The sequence below is a fragment of the Pseudomonas sp. PDM02 genome (genome assembly GCF_014852285.1).
Lineage (GTDB): Bacteria > Pseudomonadota > Gammaproteobacteria > Pseudomonadales > Pseudomonadaceae > Aquipseudomonas > Aquipseudomonas migulae.
Genome location: NZ_JACVBL010000018.1, coordinates 36,506 through 56,122 on the forward strand (window position 1 = coordinate 36,506; position 19,617 = coordinate 56,122).

The 19,617-nt window shown below is 57.6% G+C and carries 15 protein-coding genes and 1 tRNA gene; 4 read left to right on the top strand and 12 right to left on the bottom strand.

What is annotated here, in order from left to right:
• Nucleotides 1-20 precede the first annotated feature (20 nt).
• The 4 genes from IB245_RS25960 (at nucleotide 21) to nadA (ending at nucleotide 4,679) form a co-directional block, all read left to right on the top strand.
• Nucleotides 21-96: transfer RNA gene (locus tag IB245_RS25960), tRNA-Lys, on the top strand.
• A gap of 358 nt (nucleotides 97-454) precedes the next feature.
• The gene (gene rffA, locus IB245_RS25965; protein WP_008038669.1) at nucleotides 455-1,594 is read left to right on the top strand and encodes a dTDP-4-amino-4,6-dideoxygalactose transaminase; all 1,140 of its coding nucleotides are present in this window, start codon (nucleotides 455-457) and stop codon (nucleotides 1,592-1,594) included.
• A 142-nt stretch (nucleotides 1,595-1,736) separates the two neighbouring features.
• Nucleotides 1,737-3,335: a hypothetical protein gene (locus tag IB245_RS25970; protein ID WP_192229106.1), complete on the top strand. Its 1,599-nt coding sequence runs from the start codon at nucleotides 1,737-1,739 to the stop codon at nucleotides 3,333-3,335.
• Between the two features lie 285 nt (nucleotides 3,336-3,620).
• Nucleotides 3,621-4,679: a quinolinate synthase NadA gene (gene nadA, locus IB245_RS25975; RefSeq protein ID WP_008027802.1), complete on the top strand. Its 1,059-nt coding sequence runs from the start codon at nucleotides 3,621-3,623 to the stop codon at nucleotides 4,677-4,679.
• Between the two features lie 134 nt (nucleotides 4,680-4,813).
• On the opposite strand, the gene IB245_RS25980 is transcribed toward nadA, so the two are convergent.
• From IB245_RS25980 to arcD, 12 genes are all read right to left on the bottom strand, one after another.
• Nucleotides 4,814-5,302 (bottom strand): RDD family protein, encoded by a 489-nt coding sequence (locus tag IB245_RS25980; RefSeq protein WP_008038661.1) that lies wholly within the window; start codon nucleotides 5,300-5,302, stop codon nucleotides 4,814-4,816.
• 96 nt (nucleotides 5,303-5,398) lie between these two features.
• Nucleotides 5,399-5,611 carry a cold-shock protein gene (locus IB245_RS25985; protein ID WP_007977299.1) on the bottom strand — a complete coding sequence of 71 codons (213 nt, stop codon included), beginning with the start codon at nucleotides 5,609-5,611 and terminating at the stop codon, nucleotides 5,399-5,401.
• A gap of 391 nt (nucleotides 5,612-6,002) precedes the next feature.
• Nucleotides 6,003-7,127 carry a glycine cleavage system aminomethyltransferase GcvT gene (gcvT, locus tag IB245_RS25990; RefSeq protein ID WP_008038659.1) on the bottom strand — a complete coding sequence of 375 codons (1,125 nt, stop codon included), beginning with the start codon at nucleotides 7,125-7,127 and terminating at the stop codon, nucleotides 6,003-6,005.
• A gap of 41 nt (nucleotides 7,128-7,168) precedes the next feature.
• The gene (locus tag IB245_RS25995; protein ID WP_008038656.1) at nucleotides 7,169-8,545 is read right to left on the bottom strand and encodes an L-serine ammonia-lyase; all 1,377 of its coding nucleotides are present in this window, start codon (nucleotides 8,543-8,545) and stop codon (nucleotides 7,169-7,171) included.
• 193 nt (nucleotides 8,546-8,738) lie between these two features.
• Nucleotides 8,739-11,591 (bottom strand): aminomethyl-transferring glycine dehydrogenase, encoded by a 2,853-nt coding sequence (gene gcvP / locus IB245_RS26000; protein WP_192229107.1) that lies wholly within the window; start codon nucleotides 11,589-11,591, stop codon nucleotides 8,739-8,741.
• Nucleotides 11,592-11,602: 11 nt separating this feature from the next.
• A complete protein-coding gene (gene gcvH / locus IB245_RS26005; protein ID WP_008027813.1) occupies nucleotides 11,603-11,986 on the bottom strand; it encodes a glycine cleavage system protein GcvH in 384 nt (127 codons plus the stop codon).
• Between the two features lie 433 nt (nucleotides 11,987-12,419).
• Nucleotides 12,420-13,928: a sigma-54-dependent transcriptional regulator gene (locus tag IB245_RS26010; RefSeq protein WP_008027814.1), complete on the bottom strand. Its 1,509-nt coding sequence runs from the start codon at nucleotides 13,926-13,928 to the stop codon at nucleotides 12,420-12,422.
• A gap of 143 nt (nucleotides 13,929-14,071) precedes the next feature.
• Complete coding sequence (locus IB245_RS26015; protein WP_008027817.1) at nucleotides 14,072-14,434, bottom strand: DUF5064 family protein; 363 nt, start codon at nucleotides 14,432-14,434, stop codon at nucleotides 14,072-14,074.
• Nucleotides 14,435-14,446: 12 nt separating this feature from the next.
• Nucleotides 14,447-15,376 carry a carbamate kinase gene (arcC, locus tag IB245_RS26020; RefSeq protein WP_008027818.1) on the bottom strand — a complete coding sequence of 310 codons (930 nt, stop codon included), beginning with the start codon at nucleotides 15,374-15,376 and terminating at the stop codon, nucleotides 14,447-14,449.
• Nucleotides 15,377-15,540: 164 nt separating this feature from the next.
• Nucleotides 15,541-16,551, bottom strand: a complete 1,011-nt coding sequence (locus IB245_RS26025; protein WP_008027820.1) for an ornithine carbamoyltransferase — start codon at nucleotides 16,549-16,551, stop codon at nucleotides 15,541-15,543.
• A gap of 69 nt (nucleotides 16,552-16,620) precedes the next feature.
• Nucleotides 16,621-17,877 (bottom strand): arginine deiminase, encoded by a 1,257-nt coding sequence (gene arcA, locus IB245_RS26030; protein ID WP_008027822.1) that lies wholly within the window; start codon nucleotides 17,875-17,877, stop codon nucleotides 16,621-16,623.
• 35 nt (nucleotides 17,878-17,912) lie between these two features.
• Entirely contained in the window at nucleotides 17,913-19,340 is a 1,428-nt protein-coding gene (gene arcD, locus IB245_RS26035) for an arginine-ornithine antiporter (RefSeq protein WP_008038651.1), read from the bottom strand.
• Between the last annotated feature and the right edge of the window lie 277 nt (nucleotides 19,341-19,617).

A 19,617-nucleotide genomic window follows, 5' to 3' on the forward strand; every position in this document is an offset into this window, starting at 1 on the left:
TATACGCGCCACCACACAGCGGGTCGTTAGCTCAGTTGGTAGAGCAGTTGGCTTTTAACCAATTGGTCGTAGGTTCGAATCCCACACGACCCACCATTTTTGTAGCAGTTTTAAAAGTCTGGAAGGCCCACGAAAGTGAGGATTTCCGGATTTTTTTTTGCCTGGAAGAAAGTGCGCAGCGCGGACGGAGCAGTGGTGTATGGCTTTCGTAGGCGTGTGACTTCGTAAGGGCCATGGCAGGCGCCATTTTCGACATGGATGTTCAGAATGACAGGCTCATCTGACATACTGTGACAAAGTGGAATTGGCAGAGACATAAAGAGATGAAAGCCCGGATCGGGGCTCTCCTTCTGCCGTCCAGGCAATAGGGTTTCAACTTTTTCTCACCGTGGTTTTCATTGAAACTCCGAAAACCTAATGAGCCAAGGCCAAAACTTACCCAGTCGGAGCAGGCATGAGCACTGAAAAAATACTCTTCAATCGTCCATACATGACGGGTAAAGAGCTGTACTACATCGCAGAAGCCAAGTTTGGGAATATGCTGGCGGGTGATGGCTCCTTCACCAAGCGTTGTCATCAATGGATTGAACAAAGCACGGGCTGTAATACCGCGCTCCTCACTCATTCGTGCACCGCCGCACTTGAAATGGCTGCATTGTTGCTGGATATACAGCCTGGCGATGAAGTGATCTTGCCGTCCTATACGTTCGTTTCAACCGCCAATGCCTTTGTACTGCGCGGTGCGATCCCTGTATTTGTGGATATTCGTAAAGATACATTGAATCTGGATGAGAAGCTGATTGAAGCAGCCATTACTCCCCGGACCAAAGCTATTGTTCCTGTTCATTATGCGGGCGTGTCCTGTGAGATGGATACGATCATGCATATTGCTCGTAAGCATGGTCTCAAAGTAGTGGAGGATGCTGCCCAGGGTGTAATGTCCAGCTATAAGGGGCGTGCACTTGGGAGTATTGGTGATCTCGGTGCATTCAGCTTTCACGAAACAAAGAATGTGATTTCGGGTGAGGGCGGTGCGCTTTTAGTTAACGAACCACAGCTTTCGTTGCGCGCTGAAATTATTCGTGAGAAAGGCACTGATCGCAGTCGCTTCTTTCGTGGGCTGGTAGATAAATATACCTGGCAGGAAGTAGGTTCTTCATTTTTGCCAGGAGAGTTGATTGCCGCATTTCTTTGGGCTCAACTGGAAGAGGCCAAAAGTATCACCGATCGACGATTGGCAGTCTGGGACTACTATCATGCTGCCCTTGCTCCTTTGGAGCAAAAGGGCTTGTTGCGTCGTCCAATTGTGCCGGAAGACTGTCAGCACAATGCGCATATGTACTACGTGTTGCTGGCGCCAGGTGTTGATCGACAGGCTGTCCTGGAAGCGTTGAAGCAAAACGATATATCCGCAGTGTTCCATTATGTTCCTCTTCATTCGTCACCAGGCGGCCTGCGCTACGGACGAGTTCATGGTTCCATGGACAATACGGATGCACTTTCAGAGTCTCTATTGCGACTACCTCTTTGGGTCGGCTTGGCACCAGAGCAGCAAGATAAAGTCGTGGACGTCTTGGCGCGGGCTATTAGTTAATCTACGTGTTTTGTGAAGAGTTGCAGTGAGATTCAATGGCGAACAGGGTGCCATTCGTGGCATCCGTGCCTATGGTGCGTGAGGTTGATATCTCCGGAACAGGCATATTGAAGTTCGTTTTCATAACAGAGATTTAGACATTATGTTTTTTGCGGTGCTAAAGCAGGTATCTGAAAGAATTTCGGCCAGTTTGGCTCTGAAGATAGTTTTTGTGGTGCTGGCATATTTGTCTTACGCCTTTCCCATGATTTACGCCTACTTTGAATCTGTCAATTTCATCTATGTAAACGCCTGGGATGAGGAGACTTATTTAAGCTATCAAGGCGCATTGGGTTCTTTGACAGTGCCTGGGTATTGGGCATCCGGGGCGATCGTTTATACCCTACAAAATCTGGGGTTGAGTGGGGGAGAAATCAATATTCTGTTTGATTGTCTCTTGACGCCAGCCACATTTTTCTTGCTTGTATTTATTCTTCGTCGGTTGAATGTCAACTATGGGCGGGCATTGATATACGCAGCGATAGTTTTGTTTTCTCCCATTATTTTTAATTTCGGTAATCCGCTTATAGCGCATCTGACCAGAGATTATGGTGTATTCGGTTACGGCTGGGAATATTACCAATCGGCGTTGAGAACGCCGGAGCCACAGTTGTCATATTTTTTTGTTGTGTTGGCGGTTTCGGCTTTTTTAAAAACAGGGCGCTTGCTTTGTTTGTTTGTGTTGTTGCCGTTGTTATATTTCTATGTGGGGGTACCTTATGCGTACTTCCTCGTCTGTGGTTTTATCTTGCTGCATTCATGGTTCTTTAATAAGAGCCTGAGCTATTTGCGAATAGGTATCGCCTGCGTGGCGTCTTATTTGGCTTTGTCTTTCGGTTTTATGTTTTTTGATTTTCTGTTTTTGTCAAAAGATCCATTTATTTCCGCGATGTCGGATGGTTATATAAAAAGCCATGTGCCGATGTTGCCAGTTTCCGGCCTTGTAGCGCTTGGTTTTTTCTTGGTTCAGTTTGCTCTTTCCCGTCGATACGCTATAAAAGACACTTGGCATGTATATAGCCAGTTTTTTATTGCTCTTTCGTTGTTCCTTGTTTGTAATGTGCACGTTGTCTCTGGGGTTATGCTGTCGTACAAGAATTATATTGATTACTCCACCAGTCTTGTGGCTGGGGTGGCAATAATTATTTTTCTTGATTTTCTAAGGTGTCATGCGATCAAAGGTGCGAGGCTTGCTTGTTTTGCTGTCGCCTCGATTATTTTATATCTTACGTTCAAGGCTTATGGGTTCAACTTCAGTGAGCTGGAGTACACGTATTTCCGTGGTTTGCAGTTCAAATCGGTTGAAGAATATAAGGCGGCCTCAGGCGATCCGATGTCGATCGTTATTCAAGACAGTGATTTGTCTGCCAAGCTGCCTTACTCGGTTTCGATGATGGCGGTGCCACTATTCTCCTATCAGTACAACTTTCCTTTGGTTGCTAACGGATGCCGTGCTGTTCTTGAACGAATGGAAACAGTTGCCGATACTTTGAAGAGCCGTTCACAAGGCGATTCATCGTTGAAAGTTGACTATTTTGACGCTTCGATCAAAGCGTTTTCGGGACAGAAGTATGTGCCGCTTGAAAAGCAAAGGGATTTCCCCGCAAACGTGATTTGCAAAAAACTGCCCATGGATGGGGATGTCAAAGTGCTAGATGCTCAATTCAAGGATAACGGCTGGATCACCATCAAGTTATTTTGATTCGTGCACCGAAAAGCGGTGGTGGCCGGGTTTTTAATCGTCCGCCACCACTCAATCTGTTAGTACTGGCAGATTTCTCGCTTCAAGAATCATGACCGACAAGGCGTTGTGTATCGGAATCAGCTTGAAATGGTCTTTTGTCTCCAGGGGATATTCTGTAGCCTTGCGCAGCTTCAACGCTGTCCATGCCTGATGAATACTCACTTTCCCGGCGGTACCCCTGAAGGGTCCGGAGCCGGGTGTATACTCGACTTTCGCGCGTAAGCGCTTGCAGGTCTTGCGAACATGACGCAGATTTCCGAACGCCTTCTGGTTCAAGCCCACCTCGACGCCAAGCAGCCCAAGCCGCTGACGGTCGAGGAAGAGGCCTATTATCGCGCTGCCATTGCTGCCGAGCTCAAGGCTCAGGACGCGGTGCTGGTTGCACACTTCTATTGTGATCCGGTTATTCAAGCCCTGGCTGAAGAAACCGGTGGCTGTGTCTCCGACTCGCTGGAGATGGCCCGTTTCGGCAATGCTCACCCGGCCAAGACCGTTGTGGTCGCCGGTGTGAAATTCATGGGCGAAACCGCCAAAATCCTCAACCCTGAAAAACGTGTGCTGATGCCGACCCTGGAAGCGACCTGTTCGCTGGACCTGGGTTGCCCGGTGGACGAGTTCTCGGCGTTCTGCGATCAGCACCCAGAGCGTACCGTGGTGGTGTATGCCAACACCTCGGCAGCGGTCAAGGCCCGGGCAGACTGGGTTGTGACCTCAAGTTGTGCGCTGGAGATCGTTGAAAGCCTGATGGATAACGGCGAAACGATCATCTGGGGCCCGGACAAGCACCTGGGCACCTACATTCAGCGCCAGACCGGTGCGGACATGTTGCTGTGGGACGGGGCCTGCATCGTTCACGAAGAGTTCAAGTCCAAGCAGCTCGAAGACATGAAAGCGCTGTACCCGGACGCGGCGATTCTGGTGCACCCGGAATCACCGACGTCGGTGATCGAGCTGGCGGACGCTGTCGGTTCCACCAGTCAGTTGATTGCAGCGGCGCAGAGCCTGCCGAACAAGACGCTTATCGTTGCCACCGACCGTGGCATCTTCTACAAGATGCAGCAGTTGTGCCCGGACAAGGTGTTCATCGAGGCGCCAACAGCGGGTAACGGCGCGGCGTGCCGCAGTTGCGCGCACTGCCCGTGGATGGCGATGAATACGCTTGAGCGCACGCTGAAGGCCTTGAAAGAGGGGGCGAACGAGATCTTTGTCGATCCGGCGTTGATCCCTCAGGCGATTCGCCCGTTGAAGCGGATGCTCGACTTCACTCAGGCTGCGCGGATGAAGCTGGCCGGGAACGCCTGATAGCTGTCAGGCAAATTGAAAAACCTGTGGGAGCGAGCCTGCTCGCGATGGCGGAATGTCAGCAAACATTAATGTCGGCTGACACTCCGTCATCGCGAGCAGGCTCGCTCCCACAATGGTTTTACGCTATCCGATTATTTGGTCTTCTTCGGGATCCGCACCAGCTGGGTGCCCGAATAGATGTCATGCCAGCTACGTTTCTGTTTGTCGAACAGCGACCAGATGAATCCAAGGCCGACGCACAGCAAGGATGCGATCGACACGACAAAACGCAGCAGTGCCTGCCACAGGCTGATGGATGAGCCATCGGCGTTCTGCACGCGGATGCACCAAACCTGCATGCCCAGGGTCTGCCCGGACCAGGTCCAGAACTTGGCGAAGAAGCCGAACAGCACGAACAGCAACACCGTCGACAGCAACGGATCACCGTCCAGCGCGCCGGCTTCGGTCAAGGTGCGCATTTTGTCTTCGCCGATGATCGCCATCTGGATCATCTTGTAGAGGCCGCTCGTGACGATCAGCAGGGCAGTGCACAACAGAAAGTCATAGAACATCGCTGCCAGGCGACGGCCCAGGGTCGCGGCGGGAAAGTCGCCCTGAGGGTTGAGCAGGTGTTTCGACATGGCAGGGCTCTCGACGGAAAAAGAAGCCATTTTACGGATTTACGCGCACAAAAAAGCCCCTGATGTCAGCATCAGGGGCTTTTTCGTAACAGAAGGTTAGGCTTCTGCTTGTACTTCGTCAGCCTGCATGCCTTTCTGGCCTTGCACGGCGATGAAGGTCACTTTCTGGCCTTCTTTCAGGCTCTTGAAGCCGTTGCCCTGAATAGCGCGGAAATGCACGAACAGATCCGGACCGCTTTCTGGAGTGATAAAACCAAAACCTTTCTCGTCGTTAAACCACTTGACGGTACCGCTCTGACGTTGGGACATTTCTTATTTCCTTTGACGCAAAAATTAATGACAGTCTCCTTCTCATGAAAGAGTACTGGGGCTGGTTGCAGGAGAGTAAGAAGACGTCGAACGGGATGTAGCTAACTTGTAGGCTACTGCCCAGGTCACGATTCCAAGCGACCCATGCAAACACAGTGAACAAACTCTACGCCAACTACGGGAGAAAAAACAAGCCCTGTGAGAGGCCCGGTTTTACTCAGGTTGCTGGCCATTAGTGTTTCACTAGTTCCGGCTTATTCGATGCGGCGGTTCAATTGTTTTCGATTGTTATAAGCAGCGTTCATAAACGAAAGCTTGCACTGTTTTATGGCGGTTGCGTTACACATTAGTGCACTGTTAACGCAACCGCGTTACTTATAGAAACAGTCAATCAACCACGATAGTAGCGTTGTGCAACGAATGGCATTTTGCTTACAAGCAAAGGCACCTTTTTCCCACGAACAATTGCGAACACAGGTGTGTCGATGGCGATGTATGCGCTGTCGAGGTAACCCATGGCCAAAGGACCGCTCAAGGTCGGACCGAAACCGCCGCTGCAAACGCTACCGATGATCTCGCCTGCTTCGTTGACGATTTCTGCACCCTCGCGCACGGGTGTGCGTTCCTGCGGTAACAGGCCTACACGCTTGCGGCTGACACCGGCTTGCTGCTGGGCGAACACGGTTTCAGCGCCAGGGAAACCGCCGGCCCGCGCGCCATCGGCACGTCGAGGCTTGGAGATGGCCCACAGCAGGCTCGCCTCAATCGGAGTGGTGTCGGTGTTCATATCGTGGCCGTAGAGGCACAGGCCGGCTTCCAGACGCAGCGAATCACGAGCGCCCAGGCCAATGGCCGCAACTTCCGGTTCGGCCAGCAGGGCGCGGGCCAACGCTTCGGCATTGGCTGCCGGCACGGAGATTTCGAAACCGTCTTCGCCGGTGTAACCCGAGCGGCTGACAAAGCAGTCCACGCCCAGCAACTTCACGCGGGCGAACTGCATGAACGTCATCTTCGCCACTTCCGGCGCCAGGCGCGCGAGCACCGTGACGGCGGCCGGACCTTGCAGGGCCAGCAGTGCGCGCTCTTCGAACAGCGGCTCGATGGTGCATTGGTCGCCGATGTGTTTGCGCAGGTGCGCGAGGTCCTGATCCTTGCAGGCGGCGTTGACCACCAGGAACAGTTCGTCGTTACCGAGGTTGGCGACCATCAGGTCATCGAGGATGCCGCCCGTCTCGTTAGTGAACATGGCGTAGCGCTGCATGCCCACCGGCAGGTCGATAATGTCCACCGGCACCAGGGTTTCCAGGGCCTTGGCGGCATTGGCGCCGGTCAGGCGGATCTGGCCCATGTGCGAAACATCGAACAGCCCGGCCTGATCACGGGTGTGCTGGTGTTCCTTCATGACGCCCAGCGGGTACTGCACCGGCATGTCATAGCCGGCAAACGGCACCATGCGGGCGCCGAGTTCGATGTGCAGTGCGTGCAACGGGGTTTTCAACAGTTGTTCGGTGGACATATCCAGCTCCTGAAAAAGTGTGCAGATGCAGTGAGCGCGCATCAGCACTCGATAATGTTGACCGCCAAACCGCCACGGGCGGTTTCCTTGTATTTGCTTTTCATGTCGGCGCCGGTCTGGCGCATGGTGCGGATGACTTTGTCGAGGGAGACGAAGTGCTGACCGTCGCCACGCAGGGCCATGCGCACGGCATTGATGGCTTTCACCGAACCCATGGCGTTGCGCTCGATGCAAGGCACTTGCACCAGCCCGCCGATCGGGTCGCAGGTCAGGCCGAGGTTGTGTTCCATGCCGATTTCGGCGGCGTTTTCCACTTGCTGCACGGTGCCGCCAAGCACTTCGCACAACGCGCCGGCCGCCATCGAACAGGCCACGCCGACTTCACCCTGACAGCCGACTTCAGCACCGGAGATCGAGGCGTTTTCTTTATAGAGAATGCCGATGGCGGCAGCCGTCAGCAGGAAACGTACGACGCCGTCTTCGTTGGCGCCGGGGATGAAGCGCATGTAGTAGTGCAAAACCGCCGGGACGATGCCCGCCGCGCCGTTGGTCGGCGCGGTGACCACGCGCCCGCCATTGGCGTTTTCTTCGTTGACCGCCAGGGCGTACAGGTTGACCCAGTCCAGCACCGACAGCGGATCGCGCAGCGACGATTCGGGGTTCTTGCACAGTTGCCGATGCAGCGCTGCCGCCCGCCGCTTGACCTTCAAACCGCCGGGCAGGATGCCTTCGTTGCGGCAACCGGCGTCGACGCAATCCTGCATCACTTGCCAGATTTTCAGCAGGCCGGCGCGGGTTTCCGCTTCCGGGCGCCAGGCGCTTTCGTTGGTCAGCATCACCTGGCTGATGGACAGACCGTAGGTGGTGCAATGAGTGAGCAGATCCTTTGCGCTTTTGAACGGGAAGGTCAGGGGGGTGGCGTCTTCGACGATACGGTCGGCGCCGGCGGCGTCTTCATCGACGACGAAACCGCCGCCGACCGAGTAGTACTCGCGGCTGCGGATCTGCAGGCCCGCCGCGTCGAATGCGCGGAAGATCATGCCGTTGGGGTGATAGGCCAGCGGTTTGCGGATCATCGCCAGGTGTTCTTTCTCGTTGAACGCAATGCTGTGTTCGCCGAGCAGGTTCAAGCGACCGTTGCCACGAATGTCTTGCAAACGGGCGGCGACGGTTTCGGTGTTCACGGTGTCCGGGTGTTCACCTTCCAGTCCGAGCAGCACAGCCTTGTCGCTGCCGTGGCCCTTGCCCGTGGCGCCGAGCGAGCCGTAGAGCTCGACTTTGACGCAGGTGGTCGCGGCCAGCAGCCCTTCACGGCGCAAACCTTCGACGAAGCGCGCAGCAGCGCGCATCGGGCCGACGGTATGGGAGCTGGAGGGGCCGATGCCAATCTTGAACAGGTCGAACACGCTTAACGACATGGTTGTTCTCCGGTTTCTTGTTATAGGAATTGGCGAGAATCTTGTGACTAGACACGGTCCCTGTAGGAGCTGGCTTGCTAGCGATGGCATCGACGCGGTGCATCATTTAGACCGAGGTGATGCCATCGCCAGCAAGCCGGCTCCTACAGGTTTTGTGGCGTTCTTGCGAGGGCGGACATGCCGCCCCTATAGATCAAGCGTAGCTTTCGATCGACGGGCAAGCGCAAACCAGGTTGCGATCACCGAAGACGTTGTCGACGCGACCGACCGGCGGCCAGTATTTGCCTTCGATCAACGACGCGACCGGGTACACCGCTTGCTCACGGCTGTACGGATGGGACCACTCGCCGACCAGTTCCGCCGCAGTGTGCGGGGCGTTTTTCAGCGGGTTGTCGTCCTTGTCCAGGGTGCCGTTTTCCACTGCGCGGATTTCTTCGCGGATGCGGATCATGGCGTCGCAGAAGCGGTCCAGTTCTTCCTTGGATTCGCTTTCGGTCGGCTCGATCATCAGCGTGCCTGCGACCGGGAACGACATGGTCGGGGCGTGGAAGCCGAAGTCGATCAGGCGCTTGGCAACGTCATCGACGCTGATGCCACTGCTGTCTTTCAACGGACGCAGGTCGAGGATGCATTCGTGCGCAACCAGGCCGTTGCTGCCGGTGTACAGCACTGGATAGTGCTCTTCGAGGCGACGGGAAATGTAGTTGGCATTGAGGATCGCCAGTTGCGAAGCGCGCTTGAGACCCGCGCCACCCATCATGCGAATGTACATCCAGGTGATCGGCAGAATGCTCGCGCTGCCGAACGGTGCCGCGCAGACCGCGCCTTCCTTGCGCTCCATCTGGGCGTGGCCCGGCAGGAACGGGGTCAGGTGCGATTTCACGCCGATCGGGCCGACACCCGGGCCGCCACCACCGTGAGGGATGCAGAAGGTCTTGTGCAGGTTCAGGTGGGACACGTCGCCGCCGAACTTGCCCGGTGCGCAGAGGCCGACCATCGCGTTCATGTTGGCGCCGTCGATGTACACCTGGCCGCCGTTGTCATGAATGATGCCGCAGATTTCGCGGATGCCTTCTTCGAACACGCCGTGGGTCGACGGGTAAGTGATCATCAGCGCAGCGAGGTGTTCGCGGTGCTCGATGGCCTTGGCGCGCAGGTCTTCGATGTCGACGTTGCCACGTGCGTCGCACGCGGTCACGACCACACGCATGCCAGCCATGTTGGCGGTAGCCGGGTTGGTGCCGTGGGCGGACGACGGGATCAGGCAGATGTCGCGACGGTCTTCGCCACGGCTCTGGTGATAAGCACGAATGGCCAGCAGACCGGCGTATTCACCTTGCGAACCGGCGTTCGGTTGCAGCGAGATCGAGTCGTAACCGGTGGCGGCGCAGAGCATCGCTTCCAGTTCGTCGGTCAGTTGCTGGTAACCGGCGCTTTGTTCGGCTGGGGCGAACGGGTGCAGGGCACCGAATTCAGCCCAGGTCACCGGGATCATTTCGCTGGCGGCGTTGAGTTTCATGGTGCACGAACCCAGCGGGATCATGGTGCGATCCAGGGCCAGGTCCTTGTCGGCGAGCTTGCGCAGGTAGCGCATCAGCTCGGTTTCCGAGTGATAACGGTTGAACACCGGGTGGCTGAGGATCGGCGATTGGCGAACCAGTGCAGCCGGGATCGCGCTGACCACTGCCGCTGCGATGGCAGCGAAGTCCGGCAGCGCTTTGCCGTCGGCAAACAAGGCCCACAGGGTTTCGACGTCAGCTTGCGAAGTGGTTTCGTCGAGGGACAGGCCCAGACGCTCGCCATCGACTACGCGCAGGTTGATCTGCTGCGCACGCGCCTTGTCATGCAGTTTGGCGGTGTTGGCGCCGGTGTTCAGGGTCAGGGTGTCGAAGAAGCTGGCTTGCTCGACGGTCAGGCCCAGTGCGCTCAAGCCCTTGGCGAGGATCGCGGTCAGGTGATGAATGCGGTTGGCAATCTGCGTCAGGCCTTTCGGGCCGTGATACACGGCGTACATGCTGGCGATGTTGGCCAGCAGAACCTGCGCGGTGCAGATGTTGCTGGTGGCCTTCTCGCGACGGATGTGTTGCTCGCGGGTCTGCATGGCCAGGCGCAGGGCCGGCTTGCCGAAACGGTCCACGGAGACACCGACCAGACGGCCCGGCATGTCGCGCTTGAACGCATCTTTGGTAGAGAAGTAAGCCGCGTGCGGGCCACCGAAGCCCAGCGGCACGCCGAAGCGTTGTGCGCTGCCGATGGCCACGTCGGCACCGAACTCGCCCGGTGGGGTCAGCACGGTCAGGGCCAGCAGGTCGGCAGCGACGGCAACCAGTGCGTTGGCAGCGTGGAAGCGCTCGGTCAGTGCGCGGTAGTCGAAGATGTCACCGTTGCTGGCCGGGTATTGCAGCAGGGCGCCGAAGAACGGCGTCACGTCAGTCAGTTCAAGCTCGTCGCCGACAACCACGTCGATGCCTAATGGCTCGGCACGGGTGCGCAGCACGTCGAGGGTCTGCGGGTGGCAATGCACGGAGGCGAAGAACGCGTGGCTGCCTTTGTTCTTGCTCAGGCGCTTGCAGAAGGTCATGGCTTCGGCAGCGGCGGTGGCTTCGTCCAGCAGCGAGGCGTTGGCGATCGGCAAACCGGTCAGGTCGCTGATCAGGGTCTGGAAGTTCAACAGCGCTTCGAGACGGCCCTGGGAAATTTCTGGCTGGTACGGGGTGTAGGCGGTGTACCAGGCCGGGTTTTCCAGCAGGTTGCGCAGGATCGGCGACGGTGTGTGGGTGCCGTAGTAGCCCTGGCCGATGTAAGTCTTGAACAGCTGGTTCTTGGCAGCGATGCCTTTGATCAACGCCAGGGCGTCGGCTTCGCTCAGGCCGTCTTCGAGGCCGAGCACGCTGGTGCCTTTGATGCTGTCCGGAATGACGCTGGCGCTCAGGGCTTCCAGCGAGTCGAAACCGAGGCTGTTGAGCATCGCTTGCTCATCGCCGGAACGCGGGCCGATGTGGCGCGCGATGAATTCGTTGGCAGTGCTCAGATTGATTTGAGTCATGTGCGTGCTCCTCAGGCTTCGGCGTTGGCTTTGATCAGACGGTCGTAGGCGTCCTGATCCAGCAGTTTGGCGACAGCCGAGGCGTCAGTTGGCTGGAAGCGGAAGAACCAGCCTTCGCCCAGCGGATCTTCGTTGACCAGTTCCGGGCTGCTGTCCAGCGCCGGGTTCACTTCCAGCACTTCACCGTCGAGTGGCATGTACACGCCGCTGGCGGCTTTTACCGATTCCACGGTGGCGGCTTCTGCGCCTTTGTCGTAGGACTGCAGCTCAGGCAGTTGTACGAAAACCACGTCGCCCAGGGCGTTCTGCGCGAAAGCGGTGATGCCGACGGTGACAGAGCCATCAGCTTCGGTACGCAGCCATTCGTGATCTTCAGTAAAACGCAACTCGCTCATGGAAACTCCTAAGGGGGCCAGACTCGTCTGGTGGACGCGATTGAATGCTTGGGCGTAAGCCCTGATTTATGAGTGGTTACTAAGCAATTTCGCGGCCAATTTGATTTTATTGTTATAAATCAACTGGTTAGGAGTTTGTTTTGAGGATGGTTTTTTGATCGGTGTAGCGAAATCGCTACAGTCGAATGCGAACAAAAAAGTATAGGTGGATCAAAGCCTTGTGCAGCGGTGATCCGAAGCGGGTGTATCGATATCGTTCCACTGTAGCGCTTTCAGTACAGATGGAGGTCGTTTTCAGACGCTATTCCTGAGGATGCCCACCGACCTGTAGGAGCCGGCTTGCTGGCGATGGCGTCTTCAGCATCGCCATCGCCAGCAAGCCGGCTCCTACAGGCCGAGGTTTATCGAAAGAATCCGTTCGAACCAACAGCTATTACGGCTTGTTGGGGATGCCGTACTTACGCAACCGATGGGCAATCGCGGTGTGGGAGGTTTGCAGGCGGCTGGCCAGTTGCCGGGTCGAGGGGTAGCTGACGTAGAGTTTTTCCAGCAGGGTCTTTTCGAACTCTTCCATCGCCTGCTCCAGGCTGTCGACTTCTGTGTCGCTCTGGCGCGCCACGGAGGTACCGGCGATGTCGAGGTCGCCGATGTCCACCAGGCTGCTTTCGCAAATCGCCGCGGCGCGAAAGATCACGTTCTGCAGTTGCCGCACGTTGCCCGGCCAGCGGTTGCCCAGCAACGCCGGGTAAGTGCCCGGCGCCAGGCGACACACCGGTCGCTGAATCTGCGCGCAGGCCTGCTGCATGAAATAGCGCGCCAGCAGCAGAATGTCCTGGCCGCGTTCGCGCAGCGGCGGGACTTCGACATTGAGCACGTTGAGGCGATAGAACAGGTCTTCGCGGAACGAGCCTTCGCTGACCATTTTTTCCAGATCGCGGTGCGTGGCGCTGAGGATCCGCACGTTGACCTTCACTTCACGATCACCGCCCACCCGACGGAAGCTGCCGTCGTTGAGGAAACGCAGCAATTTCGCCTGCAAATACGGCGACATTTCGCCGATCTCATCGAGAAACACCGTGCCCTGGTTGGCCAATTCCATTAGCCCCGGCTTGCCGCCCCGTTGCGCGCCGGTGAAGGCGCCGGGGGCGTAGCCGAACAGCTCGCTTTCGGCGAGGTTCTCTGGCAATGCCGCGCAGTTCAGTGCCAGGAACGGTGAACTGTGCCGCGCGCTGATGGCGTGACAGGCCCGGGCGACGAGTTCTTTGCCGGTGCCGGTTTCGCCCTGGATCAACAGCGGCGCATCGAGGGCTGCAACCCGCTGCGCACGCGCCTTGAGCGTACGAATCGCCGGGGATTCGCCGAGCAGCGCATCGAACCCTTCGGCATGGTCGTGGTGCAGCGCCGAGAGGCGTTCGCCGATGCGGTTCGGTTGATACAGCGTCAGCAGGGCGCCGGCGTCGGTGATCGGCGTGGCGTCCAGCAACAAGGTCTGGCCGTTGACGGTGATCTCCCGCAGCGGCAGACGAAAGCCATGCTCCAGCAAGGCATCGAGCAATGCGGGATCGGCAAACAGGTCAGCGACACTTTCACCGGCCGGTTCGCGACCGTACAAGGCAATCAATGCCGGGTTGGCCAGCAGCACCTTGCCGGCGCTGTCCAGGGCCAGTACCGGGTCGGTCATGGCCGCGAGCAGCGCATCGAGTTGCAAGTGCCGACGTTGGCCGGGAAGGATGTCGACCACCGTCATCGCTTGCACGCCGCGCACGCTGAGCAAGGCGTCGTGCAGCTCTTCGAGCACGTCCGGGCTCAGGGTCGGGGCGTCGATGTAGACGTTGGGCGGAACCATTTCCACCGCATCCAGATTGAGATTGCGCCCACCGAGCAGGGCCAGGACTTCCTGGGTGATGCCGACGCGGTCGATGAAGCTGACGTGGATACGCATGGGGCGGTTTTTTTATCTGACGTGCGGAGGGTGGCAAGTATGCCTTGGAGGAGGGGTTCAGGTGAAATCCGCTGATGGGATCGCCACTCTGTAGGAGCCAGCAAGCTGGCTCCTACAGGTTTTGTGTTGTGCAGGGGCGTGGGTTATTCGAAGTGTTCGATGTTCACCGGGTCGCCGGATTTCATATCCAACTGCTTGCGGATGTCTTCGAACATCAGATCGTAATGCTTGTGAACCGAGCCGATCTGACTATGGGTCTTCGGAATCCCGTACTTCTCGGCGATTTTCGTTACGTTGTTGGCGAAGTTGTAGGCTTCCTCCTTGCGCAGAAAGAAGGGCTCCTTCACGTCCTTTCCTTGAATACTGCCATGCAGGGTGAACTGAATTCCTTTCTCCCCCTTGGGATTCTTGCTGACTTCATAGTCGAGGTGCACGTTGTAGCTGACATCGTCCGGTGTCAGTGCATGGCGCTCAATGTGCAGGTGACCGGGCTCGAACTGTGCCATTGACGGTTCTCCTTATAAATAAGTAATGCCAGGTTTTGCCGTGCTGATGCGGGTACCGGCCGTGCCCTGGACGATCGCCTCGATGTCCGAGAGTGAACCGATCACCGCGACCTTTCCAGTATGGCGCGCGAACTCGCAGGCTGCCTGAACCTTGGGTCCCATGGAGCCGGCGGCGAAGCCGAGTTTTTCCATTTCGTCCGGGTGCGCCTGGCCGATGGCCTTTTGTGTGGGTTTACCGTAGTCGATGAAGGCCGCGCTGACGTCGGTGGCAATCACCAGCAAATCGCTGTCCAGCTGTTCGGCCAGCAGCGCCGAGCACAGGTCTTTGTCGATCACCGCTTCCACGCCTTGCAGCTTGCCGTGGGCGCCGTACATGGTCGGGATGCCGCCACCGCCGGCGCAAATCACGATGCTGCCTTTTTCCAGCAGCCACTTGATAGGGCGGATTTCGAAGATGCGTTTCGGTCTCGGGCTGGCCACCACGCGACGGAATTTGTCGCCGTCCGGGGCAATCGCCCAGCCTTTTTCGGCGGCGAGTTTTTCTGCTTCGGCCTTGGCGTACACCGGGCCGATGGGTTTGGTCGGGTTCTGGAAGGCCGGGTCGTTGGCGTCGACTTCGACCTGGGTCAGGAGCGTGGCGAAGGGCACTTCGAAGTCCAGCAGGTTGCCCAGTTCCTGTTCGATGATGTAGCCGATCATGCCTTCGGTTTCGGCGCCGAGCACGTCCAGCGGGTAAGGCGACACCGAGGTGTAGGCCGCCGCCTGCAACGACAGCAGGCCGACCTGCGGGCCGTTGCCGTGGGCGATGACCAGTTCGTTGCCGGCATGGATCTTGGCGATCTGTTCGGTGGCGATCCGGATGTTGGCGCGTTGGTTGTCCGCGGTCATGGGTTCACCACGGCGGAGCAGGGCGTTACCGCCCAGAGCAACGACGATACGCATGATTCAGTCCTTCTAAACAAAGAAATGGCGAGCGACCCGGAGCGGACCCTTGTAGGAGCCGGCTTGCTGGCGATGGCATCTGCTCGGTCTGTCAGATGCACCGCGGTGATGCCATCGCCAGCAAGCCGGCTCCTACAGGGTTAGCGCAGGAACCGGGTCAGCCGTTACAGGTCAGCCAGGGTCGACACCAGGATCGCCTTGATCGTGTGCATGCGGTTTTCCGCTTGCTCGAAGGCGATGCACGCTGGCGACTCGAACACGTCATCGGTGACCTCGATGCCGTTGGACAGGTGCGGATACTGCTCGGCAATCTGTTTACCGACCTTGGTGTCGCTGTTATGGAACGCCGGCAGACAGTGCATGAACTTGGTGCGCGGGTTGCCGGTGGCTTTCATCAGTTCCGCGTTGACCTGGTAGGGCAACAGTTGCTGGATGCGTTCGGCCCAGGCTTCGACCGGCTCGCCCATCGACACCCAAACGTCGGTGTGGATGAAGTCCACGCCCTTGACCGCTGCTTTCGGGTCTTCGGTCAAGGTGATGCGGGCGCCGCTTTCTTCCGCGTATTTCTTGCAGCGCGAGACCAGATCATCAAGGGGCCACAGGGCTTTTGGCGCGCAGATGCGCACGTCCATCCCCAGCTTGGCGCCGATCAGCAGCAGCGAGTTGCCCATGTTGTTGCGCGCGTCGCCCAGGTAGGCGTAGCTGATTTCGTGGATCGGCTTGTCCGCGTGTTCACGCATGGTCAGCACGTCGGCGATCATTTGCGTCGGGTGGTACTCGTCGGTCAGCCCGTTGAACACTGGCACGCCGGCGAACTTGGCCAGTTCCTCGACGATTTCCTGCTTGAAGCCACGGTATTCGATAGCGTCGTACATGCGCCCCAGTACCCGGGCGGTGTCCTTCATGCTTTCCTTGTGGCCGATTTGCGAGGAATTCGGGTCGATGTAGGTGACGTTGGCGCCCTGATCATAGGCCGCGACTTCGAAGGCGCAACGGGTGCGGGTCGAGGTTTTTTCGAAGATCAGCGCGATGTTGTTGCCTTTGAGGTGTTGTTGCTCGGTGCCGGTGTACTTCGCGCGTTTGAGGTCACGGGACAGGTCGAGCAGGTAACGCAGCTCACGGGGCGTGTGGTGCTCCAGGCTGAGCAGGTTACGGTTGTGGATGTTGAACGCCATGATGATTCTCCTTGAGTTCGGTAATCGGCCCGGCCGCTACCGGGTCAGTGCGGCCGGGGGGATGGTCGTTTAGTAGTCGATTGGGTCGCGGATGATCGGGCAGGTCATGCAGTGGCCGCCGCCACGGCCGCGTCCCAGTTCACCGGCGCTGATGGTGATGACTTCCACACCGGCCTTGCGCAGCAGGGTGTTGGTGTAGGTGTTGCGGTCATAGCCGATGACCACGCCGGGTTCCACGGCCACCACGTTGTTGCCGTCGTCCCACTGCTCGCGTTCGGCGGCGAAGCTGTTGCCGCCGGTTTCCACCACGCGCAACGCTTTGAGGTTCAATGCCTTGGCCACCACATCGAGGAAGTTGCCTTCTTCGCGACGGATGTCGATGCCCCCTTGTTTGCCTTCATCCGGGCGCAGGGTGAAGCCGACGATCTGGTTCACCACTTCCGGGAAAATCGTCACCAGGTCGCGGTCGCAGAAGCTGAACACGGTGTCCAGGTGCATGGCCGCGCGGGACTTCGGCAGACCGGCGACGATGACTTTTTCGACGGCCTTGTTCTTGAACAGGTTCAGGGCCAACAGGCCGATGGCCTGACGGGATGAGCGTTCGCCCATGCCGATCAACACCACGCCGTTGCCGATCGGCATGACGTCGCCGCCTTCAAGGGTGGAACTGCCGTGTTCCTGGTCCGGATCGCCGTACCAGATTTCGAAGTCGGCGTTGGTGAACTGCGGGTGGAATTTGTAGATGGCGGTGGTCAGCAAGGTTTCCTGACGGCGCGCCGGCCAGTACATCGGGTTCAGCGTCACGCCGCCGTAGATCCAGCACGTGGTGTCGCGGGTGAACTGGGTGTTGGGCAGCGGCGGCAGAATGAAGCTGGAGTGGCCGAGGAAATCGCGGAACATCTGGATGGTCTTGCCGCCGAAACTGTCCGGCAGGTCATCGGCGGAGACACCGCCAATCAGGAACTCAGCGATCTTGCGCGGCTCCAGGCTGCGCAGCCATGACTTCGTTTCATCGATCAACCCCAAGCCGACCGAATTGGCGGTGACCTTGCGTTCCAGAATCCAGTCGAGGGCTTCAGGAATCGCGACGATGTCGGTCAGCAGGTTGTGCATTTCCAGCACGTCGACCCCGCGTTCACGCATCTTGGTGACGAAATCGAAATGGTCACGCTTGGCCTGGGCGACCCACAGCACATCATCGAAAAGCAGTTCGTCGCAGTTGTTCGGGGTCAGCCGCTGGTGGGCCAGGCCGGGGGAGCAAACCATGACTTTGCGCAGTTTGCCGGCTTCGGAATGTACGCCGTACTTAACTTTTTCCGTGGTCATTACAGTGATCCTCCAGATGACAAAACAATCGGGTATTACAGGGTCAGGAAGCCGTCATACAGCCCGTAAGCTGCCACCAGGGCGCCCACGATGACGGCTGCAAAAATCAGCTTCTCGACGTTGGTGAAAATCGGTTTGCCGAGTTCTCGCTTGGCCTTGGCGAACAGGATGACCCCGGGCGCATAGAGCAGGGCAGACAACAGCAAGTATTTGGTGCCCCCTGCGTAGACCAGCCAGACCGCGTAGATCACCGCGATGGCACCGATGAGCAAATCCTTCGAGCGTTCGCCCGAGTCGTTTTCATAACTCTCGCCGCGCACCGCCAGCAGCAGTGCATAAGCCGCGGACCACAGATACGGCACCAGAATCATTGAAGTGGCGAGGTAGATCAGCGACAGGTAAGTACTGGCGGAAAACAACGTGATGATCAGGAACAGCTGCACCATCGCGTTGGTCAGCCACAAGGCATTGACCGGCACATGGTTGGCGTTCTCCTTGCGCAGGAATTCCGGCATGGTGTGGTCCTTGGCGGCGGCGAACATGATCTCCGCACACAACAGCACCCATGACAGCAACGCACCGAGCAGGGAAATGATCAGGCCGACGCTGATCAGCACCGCGCCCCAGTGACCGACCACGTGCTCCAGCACCGCGGCCATCGACGGGTTCTGCAGTTTTGCCAGTTCCGGTTGGGTCATGATGCCCAGCGACAGCACGTTCACCAGCACCAGGAACAACAGCACGGTGATGAAGCCGATCACGGTGGCTTTACCGACGTCGCTGCGCTTTTCCGCCCGCGCCGAGAAGATGCTCGCGCCTTCGATGCCGATGAACACCCAGACGGTGACCAGCATCATTTTGCGCACCTGGTTCATCACGCTGCCCAGGTCGGGGTTTTTCACGCCCCAGATGTCAGCGGTGAAGATGTCGAGCTTGAAGGCGAAAATCGCGATCAGCACAAACAGTAGCAGCGGCACGACCTTGGCGACGGTGGTCACCAGGTTGATGAACGCCGCTTCCTTGATCCCGCGCAGCACGAGGAAGTGCACGCCCCAGAGCAGCAGCGACGCACCAATCACAGCGGCAACGGTGTTGCCTTCGCCGAAGATCGGGAAGAAGTAGCCGAGGGTGCTGAACAGCAGGACGAAGTAACCGACGTTACCGAGCCAGGCACTGATCCAGTAACCCCACGCGGAGGAGAAACCCATGTAGTCGCCGAATCCGGCCTTGGCGTAGGCGTAGACCCCGCCGTCCAAGTCAGGTTTGCGATTGGCGAGTGTCTGGAACACGAAGGCGAGTGTCAGCATGCCTACGGCAGTGATGGCCCAACCGATCAGCACCGCGCCGACGTCGGCACTGGCGGCCATGTTCTGGGGCAAAGAAAAGATCCCGCCACCAATCATAGAGCCGACAACCAACGCAACAAGTGCACCGAGTTTCAGTTTTCCGGGGGATTCAGACATTGCATGACTCCAATGCAGGAGAAGAGAGACAACAGAGTAGTTCTGTTAGCAATTCAGTCAGCTGACTTAGATCAGTGCATGGCCACATTCCATTGTTAATGAAAGACTTATGAACCTTTTCCGGGCATAACGGTATTTCCGGAAAAGCCCGGTCCAGAGGCCTCGACTCATACAAAAGGAATAACTCCAATTGCTTGGAACTTTTACGCTAGTTCGTTTTCTGCGTTCCGCAAATTTTTGACGCCGGTTTCAGGTATGGAATCGATTAATTAAGATT

Bases quoted from the DNA above. Each gene is read 5' to 3' on its own strand.
- gcvP (WP_192229107.1), bottom strand. From the start codon at position 11,591: ATGACTCAAATCAATCTGAGCACTGCCAACGAATTCATCGCGCGCCAC.
- IB245_RS26025 (WP_008027820.1), bottom strand. From the start codon at position 16,551: ATGGCGTTCAACATCCACAACCGTAACCTGCTCAGCCTGGAGCACCAC.
- arcC (WP_008027818.1), bottom strand. From the start codon at position 15,376: ATGCGTATCGTCGTTGCTCTGGGCGGTAACGCCCTGCTCCGCCGTGGT.
- gcvT (WP_008038659.1), bottom strand. From the start codon at position 7,127: ATGTCCACCGAACAACTGTTGAAAACCCCGTTGCACGCACTGCACATC.
- arcA (WP_008027822.1), bottom strand. From the start codon at position 17,877: ATGACCACGGAAAAAGTTAAGTACGGCGTACATTCCGAAGCCGGCAAA.
- nadA (WP_008027802.1), top strand. From the start codon at position 3,621: ATGACGCAGATTTCCGAACGCCTTCTGGTTCAAGCCCACCTCGACGCC.
- IB245_RS26010 (WP_008027814.1), bottom strand. From the start codon at position 13,928: ATGCGTATCCACGTCAGCTTCATCGACCGCGTCGGCATCACCCAGGAA.
- IB245_RS25985 (WP_007977299.1), bottom strand. From the start codon at position 5,611: ATGTCCCAACGTCAGAGCGGTACCGTCAAGTGGTTTAACGACGAGAAA.
- IB245_RS25980 (WP_008038661.1), bottom strand. From the start codon at position 5,302: ATGTCGAAACACCTGCTCAACCCTCAGGGCGACTTTCCCGCCGCGACC.
- gcvH (WP_008027813.1), bottom strand. From the start codon at position 11,986: ATGAGCGAGTTGCGTTTTACTGAAGATCACGAATGGCTGCGTACCGAA.
- arcD (WP_008038651.1), bottom strand. From the start codon at position 19,340: ATGTCTGAATCCCCCGGAAAACTGAAACTCGGTGCACTTGTTGCGTTG.
- IB245_RS25995 (WP_008038656.1), bottom strand. From the start codon at position 8,545: ATGTCGTTAAGCGTGTTCGACCTGTTCAAGATTGGCATCGGCCCCTCC.
- IB245_RS26015 (WP_008027817.1), bottom strand. From the start codon at position 14,434: ATGGCACAGTTCGAGCCCGGTCACCTGCACATTGAGCGCCATGCACTG.
- rffA (WP_008038669.1), top strand. From the start codon at position 455: ATGAGCACTGAAAAAATACTCTTCAATCGTCCATACATGACGGGTAAA.
- IB245_RS25970 (WP_192229106.1), top strand. From the start codon at position 1,737: ATGTTTTTTGCGGTGCTAAAGCAGGTATCTGAAAGAATTTCGGCCAGT.